The 21,659-nt window shown below is 47.4% G+C and carries 18 protein-coding genes and 1 tRNA gene; 16 read left to right on the forward strand and 3 right to left on the reverse strand.

Annotated elements, in window-relative coordinates; translation table 11 throughout:
- Window positions 1-208 precede the first annotated feature (208 nt).
- The gene (gyrA, locus tag IE181_RS12000) at window positions 209-2,953 is read left to right on the forward strand and encodes a DNA gyrase subunit A (protein ID WP_191253263.1); all 2,745 of its coding nucleotides are present in this window, start codon (window positions 209-211) and stop codon (window positions 2,951-2,953) included.
- A gap of 82 nt (window positions 2,954-3,035) precedes the next feature.
- On the opposite strand, the gene IE181_RS12005 is transcribed toward gyrA, so the two are convergent.
- Window positions 3,036-3,674 (reverse strand): LysE family translocator, encoded by a 639-nt coding sequence (locus IE181_RS12005; protein WP_308430912.1) that lies wholly within the window; start codon window positions 3,672-3,674, stop codon window positions 3,036-3,038.
- A gap of 109 nt (window positions 3,675-3,783) precedes the next feature.
- Between IE181_RS12005 and coaD the strand changes: the two genes are divergently transcribed.
- The 4 genes from coaD (at window position 3,784) to tgt (ending at window position 7,140) form a co-directional block, all read left to right on the forward strand.
- Window positions 3,784-4,284, forward strand: coding sequence for a pantetheine-phosphate adenylyltransferase (gene coaD, locus IE181_RS12010; RefSeq protein WP_191253265.1), 501 nt, complete (start codon window positions 3,784-3,786; stop codon window positions 4,282-4,284).
- 102 nt (window positions 4,285-4,386) lie between these two features.
- Window positions 4,387-4,875 carry a peptidylprolyl isomerase gene (locus tag IE181_RS12015; protein WP_229819406.1) on the forward strand — a complete coding sequence of 163 codons (489 nt, stop codon included), beginning with the start codon at window positions 4,387-4,389 and terminating at the stop codon, window positions 4,873-4,875.
- Window positions 4,876-4,961: 86 nt separating this feature from the next.
- Complete coding sequence (gene queA / locus IE181_RS12020) at window positions 4,962-6,008, forward strand: tRNA preQ1(34) S-adenosylmethionine ribosyltransferase-isomerase QueA (protein WP_191253267.1); 1,047 nt, start codon at window positions 4,962-4,964, stop codon at window positions 6,006-6,008.
- Window positions 5,998-7,140, forward strand: coding sequence for a tRNA guanosine(34) transglycosylase Tgt (tgt, locus tag IE181_RS12025; RefSeq protein WP_191253268.1), 1,143 nt, complete (start codon window positions 5,998-6,000; stop codon window positions 7,138-7,140). Before queA ends, tgt begins: the two co-directional genes overlap by 11 nt.
- Here tgt and IE181_RS12030 read toward each other — a convergent pair.
- Complete coding sequence (locus tag IE181_RS12030; RefSeq protein ID WP_191253270.1) at window positions 7,137-8,540, reverse strand: alpha/beta hydrolase; 1,404 nt, start codon at window positions 8,538-8,540, stop codon at window positions 7,137-7,139. The genes tgt and IE181_RS12030 overlap by 4 nt on opposite strands.
- A gap of 188 nt (window positions 8,541-8,728) precedes the next feature.
- Between IE181_RS12030 and IE181_RS12035 the strand changes: the two genes are divergently transcribed.
- Window positions 8,729-8,804: transfer RNA gene (locus IE181_RS12035), tRNA-Lys, on the forward strand.
- Window positions 8,805-9,132: 328 nt separating this feature from the next.
- On the opposite strand, the gene IE181_RS12040 is transcribed toward IE181_RS12035, so the two are convergent.
- Complete coding sequence (locus IE181_RS12040; protein ID WP_229819408.1) at window positions 9,133-9,759, reverse strand: PEPxxWA-CTERM sorting domain-containing protein; 627 nt, start codon at window positions 9,757-9,759, stop codon at window positions 9,133-9,135.
- A 378-nt stretch (window positions 9,760-10,137) separates the two neighbouring features.
- Here IE181_RS12040 and IE181_RS12045 point away from each other — a divergent pair, with 378 nt between their 5' ends.
- From IE181_RS12045 to IE181_RS12090, 10 genes are all read left to right on the forward strand, one after another.
- Window positions 10,138-11,292 (forward strand): lytic murein transglycosylase, encoded by a 1,155-nt coding sequence (locus IE181_RS12045; protein ID WP_191253272.1) that lies wholly within the window; start codon window positions 10,138-10,140, stop codon window positions 11,290-11,292.
- A 2-nt stretch (window positions 11,293-11,294) separates the two neighbouring features.
- Window positions 11,295-12,098, forward strand: a complete 804-nt coding sequence (locus tag IE181_RS12050; protein ID WP_191253274.1) for a septal ring lytic transglycosylase RlpA family protein — start codon at window positions 11,295-11,297, stop codon at window positions 12,096-12,098.
- A 31-nt stretch (window positions 12,099-12,129) separates the two neighbouring features.
- Complete coding sequence (locus IE181_RS12055; RefSeq protein WP_191253276.1) at window positions 12,130-13,323, forward strand: D-alanyl-D-alanine carboxypeptidase family protein; 1,194 nt, start codon at window positions 12,130-12,132, stop codon at window positions 13,321-13,323.
- 7 nt (window positions 13,324-13,330) lie between these two features.
- Window positions 13,331-13,987, forward strand: a complete 657-nt coding sequence (gene tmk / locus IE181_RS12060; protein ID WP_191253277.1) for a dTMP kinase — start codon at window positions 13,331-13,333, stop codon at window positions 13,985-13,987.
- Complete coding sequence (locus IE181_RS12065) at window positions 13,987-15,105, forward strand: DNA polymerase III subunit delta' (RefSeq protein WP_191253279.1); 1,119 nt, start codon at window positions 13,987-13,989, stop codon at window positions 15,103-15,105. Before tmk ends, IE181_RS12065 begins: the two co-directional genes overlap by 1 nt.
- 35 nt (window positions 15,106-15,140) lie before the next feature.
- Window positions 15,141-16,691: a methionine--tRNA ligase gene (gene metG, locus IE181_RS12070; protein WP_191253281.1), complete on the forward strand. Its 1,551-nt coding sequence runs from the start codon at window positions 15,141-15,143 to the stop codon at window positions 16,689-16,691.
- A gap of 9 nt (window positions 16,692-16,700) precedes the next feature.
- Window positions 16,701-17,522 carry a TatD family hydrolase gene (locus IE181_RS12075; protein WP_191253283.1) on the forward strand — a complete coding sequence of 274 codons (822 nt, stop codon included), beginning with the start codon at window positions 16,701-16,703 and terminating at the stop codon, window positions 17,520-17,522.
- Entirely contained in the window at window positions 17,519-18,271 is a 753-nt protein-coding gene (locus IE181_RS12080; protein WP_191253285.1) for an MBL fold metallo-hydrolase, read from the forward strand. The genes IE181_RS12075 and IE181_RS12080 overlap by 4 nt, the downstream gene beginning before the upstream one ends.
- 111 nt (window positions 18,272-18,382) lie before the next feature.
- Window positions 18,383-19,120 carry a retropepsin-like aspartic protease family protein gene (locus IE181_RS12085; protein ID WP_191253287.1) on the forward strand — a complete coding sequence of 246 codons (738 nt, stop codon included), beginning with the start codon at window positions 18,383-18,385 and terminating at the stop codon, window positions 19,118-19,120.
- A gap of 94 nt (window positions 19,121-19,214) precedes the next feature.
- A complete protein-coding gene (locus tag IE181_RS12090) occupies window positions 19,215-21,434 on the forward strand; it encodes a xanthine dehydrogenase family protein molybdopterin-binding subunit (RefSeq protein WP_191253289.1) in 2,220 nt (739 codons plus the stop codon).
- The last annotated feature ends 225 nt before the right edge of the window (window positions 21,435-21,659 follow it).

A 21,659-nucleotide genomic window follows, 5' to 3' on the forward strand; every position in this document is an offset into this window, starting at 1 on the left:
ACTTATTAACGAACATAATCGCATTCGTAAAGGCAAAAAATCATCAAACGTAAAATCATTGCAAATTTATGCCTTGAACACTTGCATGACAGGTACCGACTTGCTACAAATTTTCTGACTGGTTTCATACAGAAACTGCAGGATTTAAACCCTGACAATCGTGTAATTCTACCCCGCGTCAAAGGGGTACATAAGGGAAGTATCTCGGGTGAGCGAAAATACACCAGTAGCGCCGGAAGGGCGTGACATCCAGCCGATCACCATTGAAGAGGAAATGAAGAACTCGTATCTTGATTACGCAATGAGCGTAATCGTTTCGCGAGCTCTTCCTGACGTTCGGGACGGCTTAAAGCCTGTACACCGTCGCATCCTCTACGCAATGCACGAAAACGGATATGAATGGAACAAACAGTATCGCAAATCTGCGCGTATTGTCGGTGACGTCATGGGTAAATATCACCCGCACGGCGACAGCGCGATTTATGATGCCTTGGTCCGTATGGCGCAGGATTTCTCCATGCGCGCTCCACTTATCGACGGGCAGGGTAACTTTGGCTCCATGGACGGCGATAATGCCGCTGCGATGCGTTATACTGAAGCACGCATGGACAAAATCTCCAGCGTCCTTTTGGCTGACATTGACAAAGATACAGTAAATTTCCAGCCTAACTATGATGAAAGCGAGCATGAACCTATTGTTCTGCCAGCCAGGTATCCAAACCTTTTGGTAAACGGTGGTGCTGGTATTGCGGTTGGTATGGCGACAAATATACCGCCCCACAATCTGACCGAGGTGATCGACGGCGTCTGCGCCCTGATTGACAATCCAGATATTGATACACTGGGTCTGATGGAGCATATCAAAGGCCCTGACTTCCCAACAGGCGGTACAATCCTAGGTGCGGCTGGCATCAGAGAGGCTTTTGAAACCGGTCGCGGATCAATACGTATTCGCAGTAAAAGCCATATCGAAGAAGTTCGCAAAGACCGGAACGCCATTGTTATCACCGAGGTACCGTATCAGGTTAACAAGGCGTCCATGATTGAAAAAATCGCTGAATGCGTTCAGACTAAGCGCATTGAAGGCATCTCGGATATCCGTGACGAATCTGACCGTGACGGCGTCCGTGTGGTGATTGAACTGAAACGCGATACTGTGCCCGAAGTAGTCCTGAACCAACTCTACAGATTCACGCAGGTTCAAACGAGTTTTGGTATCAACATGCTTGCACTGAATGAAGGCAAGCCGCAGCAGCTTTCACTAAAGCAAGTCTTGCAAGCCTTCATTAAATTCCGCGAAGAAGTCATTACCCGCCGGACAAAGTTCGAGTTGAACAAGGCACGCGAACGCGCGCACATCATGGTAGGTTTGGTAACAGCCGTTGCTAACATCGACGAAGTCGTTGCAACAATCCGAAACGCAAAATCTCCTGCTGATGCAAGAGAAGCGCTTAAAGCACGGCGCTGGGATGCAGCTCAAATCCTGCCGTATCTTGAGTTGATCAATGAAAACAGTGCTGTAAACGATGACGGCACATATCAACTTAGTGATGCACAGATTAAAGCAATCCTGGATCTGCGCCTGCACAGACTGACTGCACTTGGCCAGGACGAGATCGGCAATGAACTTGAAGAACTTGCAATAAAGATCCGTGAATACTTGGAAATTTTACAATCGCGTGTGCGTCTGTACGAAGTGTTACGCATGGAAATCATGGCTGTACGAGAAGAGTTTGGCAACGAACGGCGTACAGTTATTGATATGGATGCTGCAGGCACATTTGATGACGAAGACCTGATCACACGGGAAGATATGGTCGTAACTGTAACGCACACGGGCTATATCAAACGTGTACCACTGACCACATACCGCGCACAGCGTCGTGGCGGCAAAGGTCGCGCAGGCATGCAAACAAAAGATGAGGACTTCCTGTCCACTGTCTTTGTTGCCAATACCCATACACCTGTCTTGTTCTTCTCTAATCTGGGACAGGTTTACAAGATGAAGGTCTGGAAGCTGCCACTTGGTTCACCACAATCAAAGGGCAAAGCTGTCATCAATTTGCTTCCGCTCCAACAAGGTGAAACCATCGCAACGATCCTGCCACTGCCAGAGGACGAAGAAAGCTGGAATGATCTGCATGTTATGTTTGCAACAGCAAAAGGTAATGTGCGCCGTAATCGTCTGTCTGACTTCTCCAACGTTATGGCCAACGGTAAAATTGCAATCCGCTTTGCTGACGATGACGACAAACTTATCGGCGTCGACGTATGTACCGAGGACGACGACATCATACTCGCAGCCAAGGGTGGCCGCGCCATCCGGTTCCGTGCAACAGATGTTCGCTTGTTTGTTGGCCGTACTTCTACCGGTGTACGCGGCATGAAATTTGCCGAAGGGGATGAAGTCGTGTCCATGTGTGTCATCAATGGCTCCAACGCGACGACCGAGGAACGGGATGCTTACCTCAAGGCTGCTCCGTGGAAATCAGACCCATCTGGGGAACCACTGGCGGATGACCGCATGGCCTACATGTCAGAGATTGAGCAGTTCATTCTGACTATTACATCCAATGGCTTTGGTAAGCGTACAAGCAGCCATGAATACCGCATCACAGGCCGTGGCGGGCAGGGCATTTGGAATGTTCCTTCCGATGCGCGCCTGCGGGATCAAATTGGCGGTGTTGTTGCAGCCTTCCCAATTACAGAGGGTGAGCAAGTTATGATGGTCACAGATCAGGGTAAACTGATCCGGACACCGGTTCATGATGTTCGCATCGCATCCAGGAATACAAAAGGTGTCACCCTGTTTAAGGTTTCAGACAAAGAAACAATTGTGTCTGTTGCTAAACTGCAGGAAGACAGTAGTGATGACGACGATAGTGGTGAAGACGTTACCGGTTCTGAAGAGGGCACTGCGGCTACCGAAGCGACCGAAGGCTCAAACGAATAAAGTCAAACGCATTACGTGTTACATTAGGGCGCCTTTGGCGCCCTTTTCTGTGCCAAATTCCCAAGCATATCTGGTCGCCCCCTTACGGGTTCAGAAATAGAAGCAAAATTGCCCCTAAACCCAGAGCTGTTCCAGAGATACGATTAATCAATCGTGTCCCGCCTTTTTTGTATAGCCACGGGCGTGCCTTATGCGCAAAAAATATCCAACAGCTATCACCTATTAAACCCACACATATAAATACGGTTGATAAGGTGATGAGCTGCGGCTGCACGGGACGAGTGGCATCGATAAACTGCGAAAAAAATGCTGCGAAAAACACCACCGCTTTTGGATTAGCGAGCACAGCAATAAAAGCTTTTATGAATGCGGCTTTAAAACTTGGTACCGCAGTTAGTTCTTCTTCAGACGCAGAACTACCATATTTGAAAGACGTCCTGATCATTGACGCAGATAAAAACAAAAGAAAGACAGCGCCAATATAGCGAACCAAATCAAACGCCCAGTGCGGTAATTTCATCATTAAAGGCGCAAGGCCAAATACATATACAGCCAGAAACAGAGAGCCTGTAACGAAGGCACCTAATAGAACTGCCAGACCCTGACGGGCACCATATGTCAGGGTTTCCGACAAAAGAAGGGAAACAATCGGCCCCGGCGTCAATATCAAAGCAAAGGACGCCAAAATGAACATTATCAGTGTGGTTAACTCCACAATCATAGCGTTACCTTCCTTATCACGATATTTTTTAATCTTGTTTTTATCTAAAGTTTCGTGAATGTTGCACTACAACATATTGAATTACAACTCTGAGAAATGGAGTATCTCCATGGCGAAAAGAACAGGCATATACCCTGGCACGTTTGACCCGATCACCAACGGACATCTGGATATTATCAAACGGGGATTGCGCCTTGTGGATAAATTAGTAATCGGAGTTGCAACCAACCCCAGTAAAGACCCTCTTTTTACGCTTGAAGAACGTGTTGAAATGGTTGGTCAGTATATTGACCCTTTGGCAAGTGAAGCTGGCGTAGAATATGAGGTTGTGCAGTTTGACGAACTTTTGATGAAATTCGCTGAACGTATGAACGCTCAGGTGATCATTCGCGGCTTACGTGCTGTGGCTGACTTTGAATATGAATTTCAAATGACCGGTATGAATTACCAGATCAATCCGAATATTGAGACTGTTTTTCTGATGGCCGACCCTAAGTATCAAACCATTGCATCAAGACTGGTAAAAGAGGTTGCGCGGTACGGCGGCGCTATTGAAGCCTTTGTCCCGCCAATGGTTGCGAAAGCAATCGTCGAAAAATATGCTAAATAAGGCATTTTACAACAAACAAAACTAGACCTAAAAAACAATGACGAATATGGTATACGCATGAAAAACTTACTTCTCGTACTACTAACAATGATGGCAGGAATAATGAGCACTGAAACACAGGCAGTTGACTTGGACCTCGAAAACACCCTTTATCTGGAACTTGAAACTGGCCGTGTGACCATTGCCATGCGCCCTGACAAAGCTCCAAAGCATGTTGCACGTATCAAAGAATTGGTTCGTAGCGGCTTTTACGACGGGTTGATTTTCCACCGTGTAATTCCAGGTTTTATGGCACAAGGCGGTGATCCTGACGGTAACGGCACTGGCGGTTCCGGCCAGAATATCGAAGCAGAATTTAGCGACTTACCGCATCTGCGTGGCACTTTATCCATGGCTCGAGCAACAGACCCGAACAGTGCAGACAGTCAGTTTTTTATCTGTCTGAACCGTGTCCCGCATCTGGATGGTGAATATACAGTTTGGGGCAGAGTTATTGGCGGGATGGAGCATGTCGATGCCATTGCAGTAGGCGAACCACCGGCAGAGCCATCCAAAATCGTGAAAATGGTTGTCGCTAAAGACGTTGAGTAAGACCAATATATTTTGAAATGGATTAAGGGGGCACTAAAGCCCCCTTTTTCTTGTCTAAAGCCTGATCATCCAGTAAAAGCCCCGCCATGGATATTGCATTATTTGACTTTGACCTGCCTAATGACCGGATTGCACTGCGCCCCGCGGTGCCGCGTGATAGTGCGCGCATGATGATCGTAAAACCATCGTCTATTGACCATAAAACGGTCCAATGCCTTGGTGAATACCTTCATGATGGAGACGTTCTGGTTTTCAATGATACCCGTGTTATTCCAGGTCGACTTTTTGGCCATCGCGGCGAAGCTAAAATGGAAATCACCCTCCATAAACGACTAGACGAAACTACATGGAACGTTTTTGCGAAACCGGCGAAGAAAGCACGACTGGATGACCTTTTGAATTTCTCCGGTTTACAGGCAAAAGTGATTGCAGTTGGTGATGCAGGCGAACGCACTATAAAATTTCACGTTGCCGCCGATGAGATGACTAACGCGCTTGAAGCCCACGGTGTCATGCCGCTGCCGCCATATATCGCGGCACAGCGGGACATTGATGAGCAAGATAAATCTGATTATCAAACTGTCTATGCAGAAAAAGATGGGGCAGTTGCTGCGCCAACAGCAGGCTTGCACTTCACGCCCGACCTTTTAGATAGTCTGAAGCGTAAAGGTGTTCAAACCGCAGCGGTTACACTGCATGTAGGCGCTGGTACTTTCCTGCCTGTCAAAGTCGACAACACCGAAGATCATAAAATGCATAGCGAATGGGGTGAAATAAGTACCGAGACGGCGGAACTTTTAAATTCTGCCCGGCAAAAAGGCGGAAGAATTATTGCTGTCGGCACCACGTCCCTTCGCATACTTGAAAGTGCCACGCTCGACGATGGTACCGCTATGCCATTCTCTGGTGATACCGATATTTTCATATCGCCGGGATACAGGTTTAAGGCAGTTGACCTTTTGATGACGAACTTCCATCTGCCAAAATCAACACTATTCATGCTCGTTTCTGCCTTTTCAGGGTTAGACACGATGCACACAGCATACAAAACTGCGATTTCCGAGAACTATAGATTTTATTCATACGGTGATAGCAGCCTGTTGTTCCCAAAGGAGCAGACTAATGAAACCTAGATTTGAGTATACTGTCCACGCGACAGACGGCATGGCGCGCACCGGTGTGATTAAAATGAAACGAGGTGAGATACGGACGCCTGCTTTTATGCCTGTCGGGACCGCAGGTACTGTGAAAGCCATGATGCCCGAAAGTGTTCGCAGCACAGGCGCTGACATTCTACTTGGCAATACATATCACCTGATGCTTCGTCCAACGGCAGAACGCATACAAAAGCTGGGCGGTTTGCATAAATTCATGAATTGGGATCGCCCTATACTGACTGATTCCGGCGGATTCCAGGTGATGTCACTGACCGAGCTACGCAAGATCACGGAAGAGGGGGTCACCTTTCAGTCCCATCTGGACGGCAGTAGAATTCTCCTTACGCCTGAGCGGTCTATGGAAATTCAACGCATGCTGGATTCTGATATTGTCATGGCCTTTGACGAATGTACACCTTTCCCAGCGACTGAAGATCAGGCGCGTGAATCTATGGAACTTTCCATGCGCTGGGCACAGCGTTCCAGAAATGGTTTCAATAGCGGCGAGGAACATGCGTCCCGTACCGCGTTATTTGGCATTGTTCAAGGCAGCGTCTACGAAGACCTACGGTTCAAATCAATTGATGCCCTGACTGAGATTGGCTTTGATGGCTACGCTGTTGGCGGTCTGGCAGTTGGAGAAGGGCAGGAAACAATGTTCCGTGTCCTGGACTTTACCATGCCTAGAATGCCGAAAGACACCCCGAGATATTTGATGGGGGTTGGCAAACCCGACGATATTGTCGGCGCAGTAGAGCGCGGGATCGATATGTTCGACTGTGTTATGCCAACACGGTCAGGCCGAACAGGACAGGGCTTCACGCGCCGGGGCGCCATTAATATGAAGAATGCACGCCACAAAGACGACACAAGGCCTATAGACGCGTCCTGCGCATGTCCGGCATGCACTCAGTATAGCCGTGCCTATGTTCACCACCTGATCAAAGCAGGTGAAATCTTAGGCGCTATGTTACTGACGTGGCATAATCTACAATTCTATCAGGATCTGATGGCGAATTTACGGGACGCGATTGCTGCGGGCAAATTGTCAGAATACGCGGCTTCCTTCCGTGCAGAATATGCAAGTGGGGATATTGACCCCCTTTAACGAACGACCACGGGGGTGAAATAGTAAAGCTTCAGGTCCCGCCCCCGACAATGGGACGGTAAGGGCGCTTGCCCATCATCAAGATAAGCCTTCATGTCTTCGACAATGCACGGTTGGGCAGAACTAACAACGTGGCCCACATTGTCATAGACATTGTAGTCAACTTGTGCGGCGCTTGAAAATGCCTCCCGTATCACTGACATTGGAGTTACGGGATCCAGAGCCCCGCCAATGATAAATGCCTTTATCGTATCCAGACCCTCTGGTTTAGCGAATTGTGTCGGCGCTTCTATGCCCAGGCTTTGGCATGCCACTTTTTGGGTCTCAGAGATATATTTCAGGAATGGTCGCAGTGCTGGAAACTGTGCGGCATCCTTCAACAGTGCAGAATACCAATTACTGAGCGGCAGGACACTACACCGCCCACCATGATAGCCTGCAAAAGACACTAGGTTTTGGCTTTCCCTCCCATATCTAAGAAATAACAGCCCCAAACGGTCCTGAAACTGCTCGCGTGAATGCGCAGAGAATATATACGGAAGGCGGTTCGGGTTACGCACTGTCATCAGACTTTGAACCAAACGGCCCGCCACTTGCTCAGAAGAGGGTAAGACATAGCCATCCACAGCGCCCGATTTCACATCAACGACGTCGATTATTGCGTCTGGTTCATACCTATCTGGTGCCAACCAAGTATAAATCTCTTCCTTCAAATTTTGACGCCGGGCAGGGCACAACCAATCTTTTCGGCACCCTTCAGCGAATTCGCCAAACGCCTTATCCAGATGTTGCCCGAAATGAAAATAGGATGGCACCCAGGGTGTATCTGGGGAATCAAAGATAACAGCCGAGATTGCAGCAGCATCTATCTTTTTCAAGGCCCAAAACACATGGAGCCCGAACGATTCCGAGATAATGTCCCATTGCGCGATACCAATGTCCTGCCTAACAGTCTTTATCGCCTGGGCGTGTTTTAAAGGGGAAACATCCTCTAGCCAGTCTTTGGACAAAGTCAGCGCGCTCGCACACGTTACGATATTACTAGCCTCCACATCCGGGCTGAACTTCTGCACTTGTCTCTTGGTTGGTGCAATCCACCCTGTCTGGCCTTCAGGGCAGTCATACCGTGATCGGGATGATACTGCATTAGATACACCAGATATAACGATGACTGGCCTTCTAAGGTGATTGGAAAGCGACTGCAGGCGGTCTTTATGAGGTTCTGGGTACAAACCAGGTCCACCAAGAAGATATAAAACAGGCCGCCCAATCAAATGGGAATTGAACCAGAAAACATCCGTTTGTGTGCTTTCATGAAAACATGAGCCAGAATCAGTTGATACATAAGACCCGGTTAAACAATATTTCACTGAATCGGATTGCGCCTGTGCAGGCGTCATTAACAATGATGCTAAAAATACTGCAGCAGCGGCAATTATATATCTGACCCTGTATTTCATACTATCCAACTATAAAGAATGATCGTTTGACGCGCAATTTTTATGCAAATGTCAAAAAAATGAAATTTCTTGATTCTTTTGCTTGACCCATCAGCGGGATGCCCGTATGTACAGCGCGTTCCCTTTGAGGGCCCGTAGCTCAGCTGGTAGAGCAACTGACTTTTAATCAGTAGGTCACAGGTTCGAACCCTGTCGGGCTCACCAATTAAAACCAAAAGGTTTATAAGGACTTAGCTAAATTAGCTAGGTCCTTTTTTATTTGGTATCACACTATTATAATCGCTACTCAAATCGGACATGGGTATCTCAACGCAATATCAAGCCAGCAGGTCATTTCTGAGCTTGTCTGAGAGGGTAGTCAGGAAAACATACATACGGCACAGGGCAGACTTGAGCAGCATCCGCCCATGATACCACCCTTAGCGGGATGGCAGCCCCATGCAGGCTGTTAACAAGGCGTCTACAGCAAAGTGCAGGCACAAAAAAACCCGACCGTTTAACGGGCCGGGTTTTTTCTTCTCTGTGCCTAAGATTAAGACAGAGCAATCTTTCTTCTACGGCGTGTGGCCGCACCGATCATACCAAAGCCCATGATCATCATTAACCAGGTCGCAGGCTCAGGAACAGCAGATGTCAGAGCATACAGCGACAGGTGAGACATATCAGCTTCATTCCCACCTTTATTGATCAGAGCAAAGTCATAGTTTCCTTGGCCATCATTATACTGGCTTAGGTCAACACCGCCAATTGTACAGTCACCAGTAGTACACCAATTGCTGCTGAAAACCGGACCAGTCGCATCAAAGTCAACGAAAAGGAAAGATGAACCTGCCTTCACAACAAAGGCATTCACTGCGTAATTAGAGCTCCAAGTACCAGAATCACCACCATCATTCAGTGTGAAGTTCAAATCATCATCGGATGAACCGACAATGTTATAACCCTGTACATCCAGCAGCTCACCAAACTCAGGGTTCTGGCTACCACCTTCTTTGTCGTTGCCGAGAAATTCCCAAAAATAAATGCCACTAGCAGTCGCATACTCTTCCGCCTCGATATCCACACCTTCAAAGTTGATGGTAATCGCAGCGTTTGAAACACCCCCAATGCCGATCGCAAGCGCCATACCGGCAATAGCTTTTGTAAAAATGTTCATCATGGTTTCCGTCCTCTTACATTCGGGTTATGACGCTTCCCAATAGCGCACTCCCTATCGAGCAAAATAATAGTTAAGCAGGTAAGTTGTTATGCCTTTACCTAACCGTTAACGAAAGATTAACCTTTAATTAAACTTTTCTCAACCATTACTTAAATTATCACCTGATTTTCACGGAATTCGCTCCAAAATGAAACAGTTTCAGACCTTAGGGCGAGGGAATCACCCTTAAAAGGGGATTAATCGCGTACGCCGACAGTGCGACTCATATAGCTATTAGTCATTTCAATTGCCATATATTCACCATCATTCAGCCCTTGAATATAGTCTAAGGAAAAGGCTAATAGTTTATGTAACTTAATTTCAAAATTCAGGATGATCATGGCAGTTAATTCTTTTGGTATTTTTTCTATCTCAGCGGGGCTCTTATCTGTAATTAGTTTTGGGGCATCAACTGCTGATAACCCTCAGACTTCTTCTAGCCAGAAACCCGTTTCACCGATAGACGGACCACCTGCGGAATCGACTTCGGAGAACACTGCCTCCACCAATACTTCCGCATCTCCCGAGCTAACAGAGGAAGAAATAGCATTTAAATCATGGATTGATGGTGTCTATGCAGAGGGTATTGCCAAAGGCATTTCAGAGGAAACACTCAATAAAGTGCTGCCAACGATTGCCCTGCGCCCAACCGTAATCAAACGAGACCGTAACCAACCGGAAGTCAAACAGACCTATGCGATGTATCTGAAAAGCAGGGTCAGCCCATGGCGAAAAACCAAGGGTAAAGAGATGATGGCAACGCACAAAGAAGACTTATCCGCTGTTTCTGCCTCACTTGGTGTACAGGAACGCTTTATTTCTGCCGTGTGGGGCGTTGAGACAAATTACGGCACCATTCCACTCTCTATTTCCGTTTTTGATGCATTGGCCACATTGGCGTATGATCCACGAAGAGCCAGCCGCTTCAGAAAAGAACTATTTGCCGCACTGGAAATTACGGATCAGGGACTAGCATCATTTGAAAACATGAAAGGGTCATGGGCTGGCGCCATGGGGCAACCGCAATTTATGCCACTCAGCTACCTCCAGTATGCCGTTGATTTTGACAAGGATGGTGACAGAGATATCTGGTCAACAGGTACCGATGTATTTGCCTCTATCGGCAATTATCTGAAAGCGTATGGCTGGCGAAATGACCAAACCTGGGGCAGGCCTGTTTTGTTGCCTAAAGGGTCGGAAAAATCACTTTATGCACCGCAAAGTGAAGGGGTAGACCCTGACCGTTACTGCAAGTCCTATAAATCTCTGGGTGCATGGCGAGACCTGCAGGACTGGCAAAAACTTGGCGTACGGCGCCTGGACGGTACTGATTTGCCAGATCGGTCAATCCCCGCTGCACTGATAGTGGCAGATGAAGGGGATGACAGAGGGTATCTTGTCTACCGTAATTTTTGCTCTATCATGCGTTATAACCCTTCATTTAAGTATGCGCTGTCAGTGGGCTTGTTATCTGACGAAATTGGGAAGCCATAAATATGTATCAACGTATTGTAATTAGTATTCTATGCTTGGTGATCTCAGCCTGTTCAACATTTTCTGGCTCTATGCCGAAGGATGATCATTTGCCTGTAGGCGATCAGGGGGGGCATGAAAAAGTTGGAAACCCCTATAAAGTCGCCGGAAAATGGTATTACCCAAAGGTAGAGCCCGATTATGATGTCGTAGGATTGGCGTCCTGGTACGGCAAAGATTTTCACGGTAAGAAAACCGCCAACGGTGAAACCTATAACATGAATGCATTGACGGCAGCGCATAAAACCCTGCCAATGCCGTCCTATGTCAAGGTTACAAACCTGACGAATGGTCGTTCTATCGTCTTAAGAGTTAATGATCGTGGCCCCTTTGTTGGCGACCGTATCATTGACGTGTCCAGACGCGGCGCCCAGATACTGGGCTTTGACCGGGCAGGGGTAATAAAAGTTCGTGTTCAGGCTTCCGACCAAAATGGCAATGTTCGTGGTGGCAATCGCCCCATACTGGCAGAAAACACACCAATTCCAGACAGCAGGCCAACACCAGACCGGGCGTCTGATGGTGGATATTCGCATTATGTGCAGGTTGGCTCTTTCAGCGACCTTAATAATGCCAAATTACAAGCTGATAAAGTGCGCCGCATTAGTGATGATGTAGAAATAAGTCGTCACGATGGGTATGAAAGAACCTTCTGGCGTGTCCGTGTTGGGCCATATTCAGTTCGCCAATTGGCCGAGAGCGCCCTAGACCGCGTTGTATCCGGCGGTTTTTATGATGCACGCATTTTTTCAGAACCCGTTAATTAATATAGTAAAAGACCGAATAGGGGAAAGACCTGTGGTATCCACAATTTTCAATCGTTATGCGCTAGCTATCTCATCTTTTTTGATTGCGACCGCCATCGCATGGACCAGTGTGCACGCGCAAAGTATGGCAACATCAGCCAAACATGCTTTGTTGCTGGACGCGACCACTGGTGACACCTTGCTTGAAAAAGAAGCAGATGTATCCTTTCCTCCGGCGTCGATGAGTAAGCTAATGACGGTTTATCTTGCTTTTGAGGCCATTAAAGAAGGCCGTCACAAGCTTGATGAACAAGTAATCGTATCCGACGAAGCATGGAGAAACTGGAACAACCGCGGCAGCACCATGTTCCTGCGCGCACGGGACACAGTCACTATTGCCGACCTTCTGCGCGGTATTATTGTCCTTTCTGGAAATGATGCCTGTGTTGTGCTGGCGGAGCATATGGCAGGATCACATGATGTCTTTGTGGAATGGCTAAATGCGAAAGCAACCGATCTGGGCTTCACGGGTAGTTATTTTATGAATGCGAACGGCTGGCCTGCAGAAGGACACGTTATGTCAGCACGGGACCTTGCAAAACTCTCTCTTCTTCTGGCTACTGAATTCCCTGACCTTTATCCAATGTTTGCAGAGCGCGAATATCTCTACAAAGACTTTCACCGTAATAAATATAACAGAAACCCGCTTCTTGGCCTTTTCCCTGGAGCTGATGGCCTAAAGACTGGCCATACGGAAGAATCTGGCTACGGCCTTACAGCGTCTGCCGAACGGGATGGCCGCCGTCTGGTCCTGGTTCTAAGTGGTCTTAACTCTTCACAGGAACGGATGCGTGAAAGCCAGCGCCTGATGCAGTACGGCTTCCTGAACTTTAAATATTATCCACTTCTGCGGGCTGGTGAAACGGTAGATCACGCTGATGTCTGGCTTGGCGATATGCCGACTGTTCCCCTTGTACTTGGCGAAGATCTTGGCTTAACACTCTCGCGCCGTCAGCGTGCTCAGCTTGATGTCAAAGTAGAATATTTAAGCCCCGTGCCTGCGCCTCTAAAGAAGGGCGACCAAGTCGCAGAGCTTGTGATCTCTGCACCAGACAGAAGCGAGACAAGATTGCCACTTCTTGCAGGCAAAAATGTCGGCGATGTTGGCGGGTTTGGTAAGATTACCGCCGCTCTTGAATATTTGATTTTCGGTGCAGCAACCGACTTGTCTACTGATCGGGAATAAAACACCAATGACAGGTACCAGAGGAAAGTTCATCACCTTTGAAGGTGGCGAAGGATCCGGCAAGTCTACACAAATCAAAACCCTGTCCTTATTTCTTAAGGGCAGGGGAATTGATCACATAATCACACGAGAACCAGGCGGGTCTGACGGTGCGGAAGAATTACGGACGCTAATGCTCACGGGTGACACGGACCGCTGGACCGCGATGTCAGAAGCATTGATGGTGACCGCCGGACGCGTCGACCATGTTGAAAAGCTGATAAAACCAGCGCTTGAACAGGGGCAGTGGGTTATCTCTGATCGTTTCTATGACAGCACTAAGGTCTATCAAGGAGTTGCTGGCGGGTTGGGCTTGGAGAATATGGTGAACCTTCAAAAACTAGCTCTTGGTGACTTCACCCCCGATCTGACCCTGATCCTTGATATTGATGTCCAAAAAGGTCTAGCGCGCGCTATTCAACGGGAAGGTGCGAACAATGGCAATGAAGACCGCTTTGAACGCAAAGGGCTAAAATATCATCAGGCATTACGAGAAGCGTATAAAGCAATTGCCATGTCAGAAAGTGACCGCTGCAAATTGGTTGATGCCTCCGGGACCATTGATCAAATTGCTGACGCTATACAACAAGTGATAGAACCTCTTATTGCTGGGGTAGGTGACTAATGGCTGAAACCCTATCTGATAGCTCTGTCATTAATCCTGTTCAGACACAGACACTGATCGGTCACGAAAAAGCGGAACGCCAATTCCTGGATAGTTTCAACAGTGACCGTGTCCATCATGCGTGGCTGATAACAGGGCCCCGTGGAGTTGGTAAAGCAACGCTTGCCTGGCGCATTGCCAAGTTCCTGCTAACACAGGACACAAATGCTACTGCTGATACAGGACTGTTCGGTGAAACACTGGAAACTGATGCCCGCAGCCTTGACACAGACCCAGCCAACCCTATCGTTCAGCGGATTTTGTCGGGCGGACACGGTAACATTCGGCATATTTGCCGCACAGAAAACACATCTACAGGCAAGTTACGTAAAGACATCGTTATTGATGACATCCGTTCACTCATTAGCTTTTTCGGCCAAACAAGTGCCGAGAGTGGTTGGCGGATTGCGATCATAGATGCTGCGGACGAAATGAATGTCAGTGCGTCCAATGCCATATTGAAACTACTCGAAGAGCCCCCAGCGAAATCTATTATTTTAATGTTGGCGCATTCGCCAGGCAAATTGCTGCCAACTATCATAAGCCGGTGCAGACGCCTGCACCTATCTCCGCTGTCATTAAATAGTGTACAGGCAGTGCTGGCAGGGAGATACCCAACTATCAGCAATGAAGACCTGCAGCTACTCTCTCAATTGGCTATCGGTTCGCCGGGAAAAGCCATTACCATCTATGAGGGGGAGGGGCTGGAGCTGTATCATGAGGTGCTTAAACTTTTCCAATCAATGCCGGCCTATAATATAGCTGCCCTGCATGCGTTGGCGGGTAAATTGGGACAAGCAAAAGCAGATGCAAAATATCACCTGTTTTTTGAATTTGCGATTGGTTTTATAGAACGTATTATTCGCTTCAACACTACTCAGGACAAACAATTTTGCTTCACTCAAGGTGAGGAATCACTTTTTCTGCAGCTATTTGCCAATAGTAGGGTTGATCAGTGGATGGACCTGTGGGAAAAGATGATCGAACGTAAAAATCGTGCCGACAGCGTCAATCTGGACCGCAAACAGGTAATCCTGAATTTTGCAGCATCAACAGCCCAGACCGCCAAAGGTATTTAACAGGGCATACTGTCCTGTCCCCGGAAGAGAGTTATATGTCTGACAAGAAGTCTTATTACATTACGACGCCCATTTATTATGTAAATGACGTACCGCATATTGGTCACGCTTATACGACGCTTGCATGCGATGTTTTAGCCCGTTTTAAAAGGCTTGATGGGTATGATGTAATGTTCCTGACCGGAACCGACGAGCACGGTCAAAAGGTTGAAAAATCAGCAGAGAAAGCAGGCGTCGCTCCGCTTGAGTTCTGTGACCGCGTCTCAGCTCGCTTTCAAGACCTTGCGCAGGCAATGAACTTTTCTAACGATCAGTTTATCCGAACGACTGAAGAGCGTCATAAAATTTCGGCGCAGCATCTATGGAACCGTATCAAGGAAAACGGGTTCATTTATGAAGATAACTACGCTGGTTGGTACAGTGTTCGCGATGAAGCATTTTATGGTGAAGATGAGTTAACAGAAGGCGAAGGTGGCTCTAAACTTGCCCCTACTGGTGCCCCCGTTGAATGGGTGGAGGAACCAAGCTATTTCTTCAAGCTGTCTGCTTTTCAGGATAAACTTCTGGAGGTTTACGAAAACCATCCAGACTTCGTCTTGCCTAAATCCCGCCTGAATGAAGTCAAAAGCTTTGTGGCCGGTGGTCTGCAGGACCTGTCAATTTCACGGACAACATTTAACTGGGGTGTGCCTGTTCCGGATGCAGACGGCCATATTATGTATGTATGGATCGACGCGCTGACTAATTACCTGACAGCTGTTGATTACCCGAATGAAAATTCAGAAAAATTCCAAAAGTTCTGGCCCGCGAATGTACATATGGTCGGTAAGGATATTCTCCGTTTCCACGCAGTCTATTGGCCAGCCTTCCTCCTTGCAGCAGATCTGCCATTACCTGACAGAATTTTCGCTCATGGCTGGTGGACAAATGAGGGACAAAAAATCTCCAAGTCACTCGGCAATGTGATCGACCCCTTTGAGTTGATTGACACCTATACGCTGGACAGTGTGCGCTTTTTCCTTCTTCGTGAAGTGCCTTTTGGCAATGATGGCGACTTCTCCAGAACGTCTTTTGTTAATCGCTGCAATTCCGATCTGTCTAACGGCTTCGGAAACTTTGCACAGCGCTCTTTGTCTATGATTTTTAAGAACTGTGACGGCAAAATACCAACACCAGGCGCCTTGTCAGCAGAAGACAAAGCGCTTCTAACCGGTATTGAAGATGTTTTACCGCAAGTACGCGAGCTGATGGATAAGCAGGCCTTCAATAAGGCGTTTGATGCTATCTGGAGCCAAGTAGCAGCCGCAGATGTCTATATTTCTGCGCAGGAGCCATGGAAGCTGCGCAAGACCGACCCTGCACGTATGGAAACAGTGCTCTATGTATGTGCAGAAGCCGTACGCATGCTTGCAATTCTAATGCAGCCCATCATGCCCGAGAGCATAGATAAATTGCTTGGTCAGATGAATATTGATAACCGCGGCTTTGATCAGCTAACAGATGCACACCGCATCAAACCGGGTGCAGATTTGCCGAAACCAGAAGGCGTTTTCCCAAGATTTGAACACGCAACTGACGAGGCATAGGACCATATTATGCAGGAACGCAGGTTTGACTTCATCGTCGATAGCCATTGCCACCTAAACTATAAAGGCTTGGTCGAAGAGCAAGGCGCAGTAATAGACCGCGCACGCCGTGCCGGTGTTGGTTGCATGCTGGCTATTAATACCAAGCTTTCTGAGTATGACGATGTCAGGGCTATCGCCGAAAACAATTCTGATGTGTATGCAACAGTTGGTATTCATCCGCACGAAGCAGAAAACGAACCTGACGTTGCGATTGAAGCATTATTGGAACGGGCTAGCCACTCTAAGACTGTTGGCATTGGCGAAACCGGCCTGGATTATTACTATGATAATGCGCCGCGTGACATGCAGAAGGTTAATTTCCGTAATCACATTGCGGCGGCGCGGACTTCTGGCTTGCCTGTAATTGTCCATACACGTGATGCCGACGATGACTGTATCAACATGCTGCAAGCGGAAATGGCTCAGGGTGAATTCTCTGGATTAATTCACTGCTTCACAGCCTCTCAGCGCCTTGCAGATGCCTGCATTGAAATGGGTATGAGTATTTCCATCTCCGGCATTGCCACTTTTAAAAGTGCAAAAGAACTGCAGGAAACGGTGAAAACAATCCCAATGGACAAGCTGCTCGTTGAAACCGATGCCCCGTTTTTGGCACCTGTGCCCCATCGCGGAAAAACCTGCGAACCTGCGTTTGTCATGGATACAGCGCGATTTGTGGCAGACTTAAAGGGTGTTGAATTTACTGATTTTACCAATATAACTACATCTAATTTCTTTAATCTTTTCAATAAGATTGATGACAGTTTTAAACCAGTTGAATTGGCATGAAGCTAACCATATTAGGATGTGGCACATCAGGCGGCGTTCCCAAAATACCGGAGTATTGGGGGGCATGCGATCCTGCAGAGCCTAAAAATAGACGTCAACGAGCAAGTGTTTTCGTCGAAGAGGGCGATACACACATCCTGATCGACACCAGCCCTGATTTACGTAGTCAAATACTGACAAATAAAATCAACAAGATTGATGCCGTTTTCTATACGCATGAACATGCGGACCACACGCACGGGATAGATGAACTGCGTGGATTTCACCAGGCAACTGGCGCCAAAATACCCATGTTTGCTGACGCCGAAACCATGGCGCTTCTCAAATCAAAATTCGACTATATTTTCAAAGGTGTGCGCGGATATCCATCTGTTGGGACGGGTACCGCGATCAATGGCCCAAAGCAGGTTGGCCAAATCAAAATGATACCCTTTGAACAGGGGCACGGCAGTGGAATTAGCCTAGGCTACAGATTTGGTGACATGGCATACTCGACAGACCTTAACAGAATGCCGGAGACAGCCTTTGAAGCCCTTCAAGGTGTGAAAATATGGGTTGTTGATGCACTTAGGTACGATCCACATCCGACACATTCCCATTTGGCACAAACACTTGAATGGATAGAGCAGGTCAAACCTGACCTGGCCGTCCTGACCCATATGACATGGGATATGGACTACCAGACATTGAAACGCAAACTACCAAGCGGTGTGGTCCCAGCCTATGACGGCATGGTGCTTGAGCTCTAGTGCAGGAGGTAGGTGCCGCTCCAATATCCTTTAAAAACAGAGGAACCTTGTCCGCCGGGCTGATGCAGGCTACACTTACGGCAGCATAGAATATAAAAGGCAGCGTATCCAATGGCACGAAATTCCTGGCAACCGCCTGAATCTGAAACTCTTTTCAAAGAAAAGCCCCGCGGCAACAAAAATCGTCTATGGTTGTTTTGGGCTGGTTTTGCCTTGTTGATAATTGTTTTAAAATCCTATTTTCCAACAGTATCAATCACAACACCAGGCGCGCTATATTCTCTGATCCTCCTATTTATCCTGGGATCAGGGATGAGCTATTACAGCCAAACAAAAGCATCCAAACTGATTATGATGGCTGGTATCTCGTTACTTTTGGTGGCGGGCATATCTGTCGTGTATCTCTACAAAGAGGATGCAAAAGCCCGGTTTATGGCCGCAGCCAGCCCGGGCAATGCCGCCGTCAGTGCTGACGGTAATGATTTGATCATACACAGGTCACTGGATGGCCATTTCTGGATTAATGCAGAGATCAACGGTCGCCCAATTCGTATGATGGTTGACACGGGCGCATCTTATGTTGTGCTTGGCCCTGATGACGCTTACGAAGCTGGTTTTGAAGTTGACATGCTCGATTATTCAGGACAGGCGCAAACAGCCAACGGCATTGTCTTATTCGCCAGAGAAAATGCCGAAAGTATTTCCTTTGGCGGCCTTGAGTTTTACGACACGCCGGTCACCATAACAAAATCTGAAATGCCTGGCTCCCTTATGGGTATGTCATTATTGCAGCGCTTCGCCAGTGTTGAATTAAAAGCGGACCGACTTATTCTGAAACTGAATGACTAAGCTGACAAAATTTGTGCGGTAAACTCAACCGACATTTACATGCAACCCTGATACTTACTTATGGTTCTTTGTCTGTAATCAGTGGAGAGATAGCATGCAGCTTGACAGAAGAAGCTTTATTCAAACAAGCCTACTGGCAAGTGGTGGGTTGCTTTTAAGCCTGTCCGTGCCAGAACTGTCTGGTACAGCGGACGACGCTACTTTAGATTCCTTTCAAGCCAATATCTACCTGCGCTTTAACCCGGACGGTACCATTGTGTACCGCGATACCAAGCCAGAAATGGGGCAGGGAGTATCCACAGGCCTCGCCATGGTTATCTGCGATGAACTTGGCGCAGACTGGGATGAATTTATTATAGATCGCCCGCCTCTTACCTATCATATGGAGATCAGGCACTCTCTTGAATCCTCTGCTGGCAGTAATGGCATGCTGGCAGCCTACATGCCCTTGCGACAGGCGGCGGCCACCCTCCGTCAGCTTTTCATAGAATGTGCCAGCGAATTATGGGGCTGCGCTCCTTCGGACTGTTATGTAAAAACAAGCAAAGTTTATAGACGATCATCCGACGACACTCTTGAGTTTAAAGACCTTTTCAAGTCTGTCGCACAAAGGAAAATGCCAGAGTCTGCAGCCCTGAAAAATGACAGTGATTTTGATTTGATCGGCAAATCACTGCCTATAGTCGAGAACATGGCAATTATCACCGGTGCACAACAGTATGCACTTGATATTGATATGGAAAACATGGTCCATGCTAGCATTGAACGTAGCCCAACCACAGACAGTGTCCCAACACATATTGATGATGCCGCATGCCTTAATATTGAAGGCGTATTGACGACAGTAAAGCTTCCTGCATTTCCGTATAAAACTGATCCAAACAATGCATGGCAGGAAAAATACAGAGGAACGAAAAGCGGTGTGGCCGTCATCGGGCGGACTACATGGCATGCGATCAAGGGCAGGGAAGCCCTTAAAGTTCAGTGGAGTAGCAGTCAGTACCAGGACCATGATGACAATCGGATCAAAAGTGAGATGCTTGCTATCCCGGATGAGAAAATTAGAAATGTGGCAAGTTTCGGCGATACAGCGCGTGAGATACAGAAAGCAGCACCAAACAGACTTTTCCAAAGTCGCTATTATAATCCGTATCAGGAGAATGCCCAATTAGAGCCACTAAATGCGGTCGCAGATTATGACGGCAAAACCTTAACCATCTGGGCCGGCAGCCAGTCGCCAACGCTTGCACTTGCCTATGTCGCTGAGATAACCGGAGTTACAACAGAAAACATTGTTATTCACCCCATGCGGTCTGGCGGTGGTTTTGGCCGTCGCTATTTTTATGACTTCATTGCAGAAGCCGGATTTCTTGCCGTCACACTGAAAAGGCCCGTGAAAGTAACCTGGACAAGAGAGGACTGTATCAAACACAGTCGCTATCATTTGGCTCGGTATGATGAACATACACTCGTTCTGGATGATGCTAATAATCCAGTCGCATGGGATTCCTTAACCCGTAGTGGCTCGAATTATGGATGGCTTGGCCGCAATATCATGCTGGACTATTATGCTGGATGTACGGCACACAGGGCAACACGCCATGCGGAAAGTGAAAGCCTAGTTCTTTATCCCGGTTCATGGCGAAGTGTCGATGCACATCCAGTTGGCCTAGCCAGAGAATGCTTTATTGATGAAGTCGCTGCTGCCATTGGGAAAGACCCTTTACACTTAAGGCAACAGTGGCTGTCACAAAAAGCAATTCAGCATGAAGAAAGAGGGCTGGATGAGCCTGCTTTACAGCGAAGACTTGACCGCCAGGAAAGGCTTCTATCAATCCTTAAATATGCTGAAAAAACAGCAGGATGGAGAAAAAACTTAAACAAAAATCAAGGCAAAGGAATCTCACTAAGCTACTTTTACGGCACCTATGTTTGCCAGATTGCTTATGTTAGCAAACATAACGAAACCATTAACGTTGATAAAATCATCTGTTTCTTTGATTGCGGTAAAGTAGTTAATCCACAATTAGTTACCGCACAGATTGAAGGCAGTATTGTCTGGGCGTTATCAGCTTTGATAAATCCTGCGATCAAGGTTGAAAACGGTATGGTAACACAGTCTAACTTTCATGATTATCCCATTATCAGGATGGATGAAATCCCAGAGATTGAAATCCATTTATTAAACAGCAATCGTGCACCAAATAGAGTTGGAGAAGCAGCGGTACCTGATACAGCACCAGCAATCCTGAATGCGGTCTATAATCTGACAGGCAAGCGACATAAAGAATTGCCCATGACGCTGGGGACTTAACAAAACTAGGGACGTATTAACACTGGCATCAAAAAAAAAGCCACACGACAGGAAGGCCATTACCTAGAGTGAGCATAATAAGGCACCATATCATTTAACACACCATAGAATTTCCCATAATATAAATTATGCGATAAATAACATTTATAAAATGAGAGTAATCAGAATTGGCAAGAGACCCGGAGACAAAATCCTGTAGGGCCGCATCGAGCTGTTTCTTTCACG

Source organism: Kordiimonas sediminis (assembly GCF_014656395.1).
Classification (GTDB): domain Bacteria; phylum Pseudomonadota; class Alphaproteobacteria; order Sphingomonadales; family Kordiimonadaceae; genus Kordiimonas_A; species Kordiimonas_A sediminis.

Excerpts from the sequence above, each read along its gene's own strand:
- IE181_RS12080 (WP_191253285.1), top strand. The coding sequence starts at position 17,519 with ATGAAGCTAACCATATTAGGATGTGGCACATCAGGCGGCGTTCCCAAA.
- IE181_RS12085 (WP_191253287.1), top strand. The coding sequence starts at position 18,383 with ATGGCACGAAATTCCTGGCAACCGCCTGAATCTGAAACTCTTTTCAAA.
- IE181_RS12015 (WP_229819406.1), top strand. The coding sequence starts at position 4,387 with ATGAGCACTGAAACACAGGCAGTTGACTTGGACCTCGAAAACACCCTT.
- IE181_RS12005 (WP_308430912.1), bottom strand. The coding sequence starts at position 3,674 with ATGATTGTGGAGTTAACCACACTGATAATGTTCATTTTGGCGTCCTTT.
- IE181_RS12040 (WP_229819408.1), bottom strand. The coding sequence starts at position 9,759 with ATGATGAACATTTTTACAAAAGCTATTGCCGGTATGGCGCTTGCGATC.
- coaD (WP_191253265.1), top strand. The coding sequence starts at position 3,784 with ATGGCGAAAAGAACAGGCATATACCCTGGCACGTTTGACCCGATCACC.
- tmk (WP_191253277.1), top strand. The coding sequence starts at position 13,331 with ATGACAGGTACCAGAGGAAAGTTCATCACCTTTGAAGGTGGCGAAGGA.
- IE181_RS12050 (WP_191253274.1), top strand. The coding sequence starts at position 11,295 with ATGTATCAACGTATTGTAATTAGTATTCTATGCTTGGTGATCTCAGCC.
- IE181_RS12065 (WP_191253279.1), top strand. The coding sequence starts at position 13,987 with ATGGCTGAAACCCTATCTGATAGCTCTGTCATTAATCCTGTTCAGACA.
- tgt (WP_191253268.1), top strand. The coding sequence starts at position 5,998 with ATGAAACCTAGATTTGAGTATACTGTCCACGCGACAGACGGCATGGCG.
- IE181_RS12030 (WP_191253270.1), bottom strand. The coding sequence starts at position 8,540 with ATGACGCCTGCACAGGCGCAATCCGATTCAGTGAAATATTGTTTAACC.
- metG (WP_191253281.1), top strand. The coding sequence starts at position 15,141 with ATGTCTGACAAGAAGTCTTATTACATTACGACGCCCATTTATTATGTA.
- queA (WP_191253267.1), top strand. The coding sequence starts at position 4,962 with ATGGATATTGCATTATTTGACTTTGACCTGCCTAATGACCGGATTGCA.
- IE181_RS12090 (WP_191253289.1), top strand. The coding sequence starts at position 19,215 with ATGCAGCTTGACAGAAGAAGCTTTATTCAAACAAGCCTACTGGCAAGT.
- IE181_RS12045 (WP_191253272.1), top strand. The coding sequence starts at position 10,138 with ATGGCAGTTAATTCTTTTGGTATTTTTTCTATCTCAGCGGGGCTCTTA.
- IE181_RS12075 (WP_191253283.1), top strand. The coding sequence starts at position 16,701 with ATGCAGGAACGCAGGTTTGACTTCATCGTCGATAGCCATTGCCACCTA.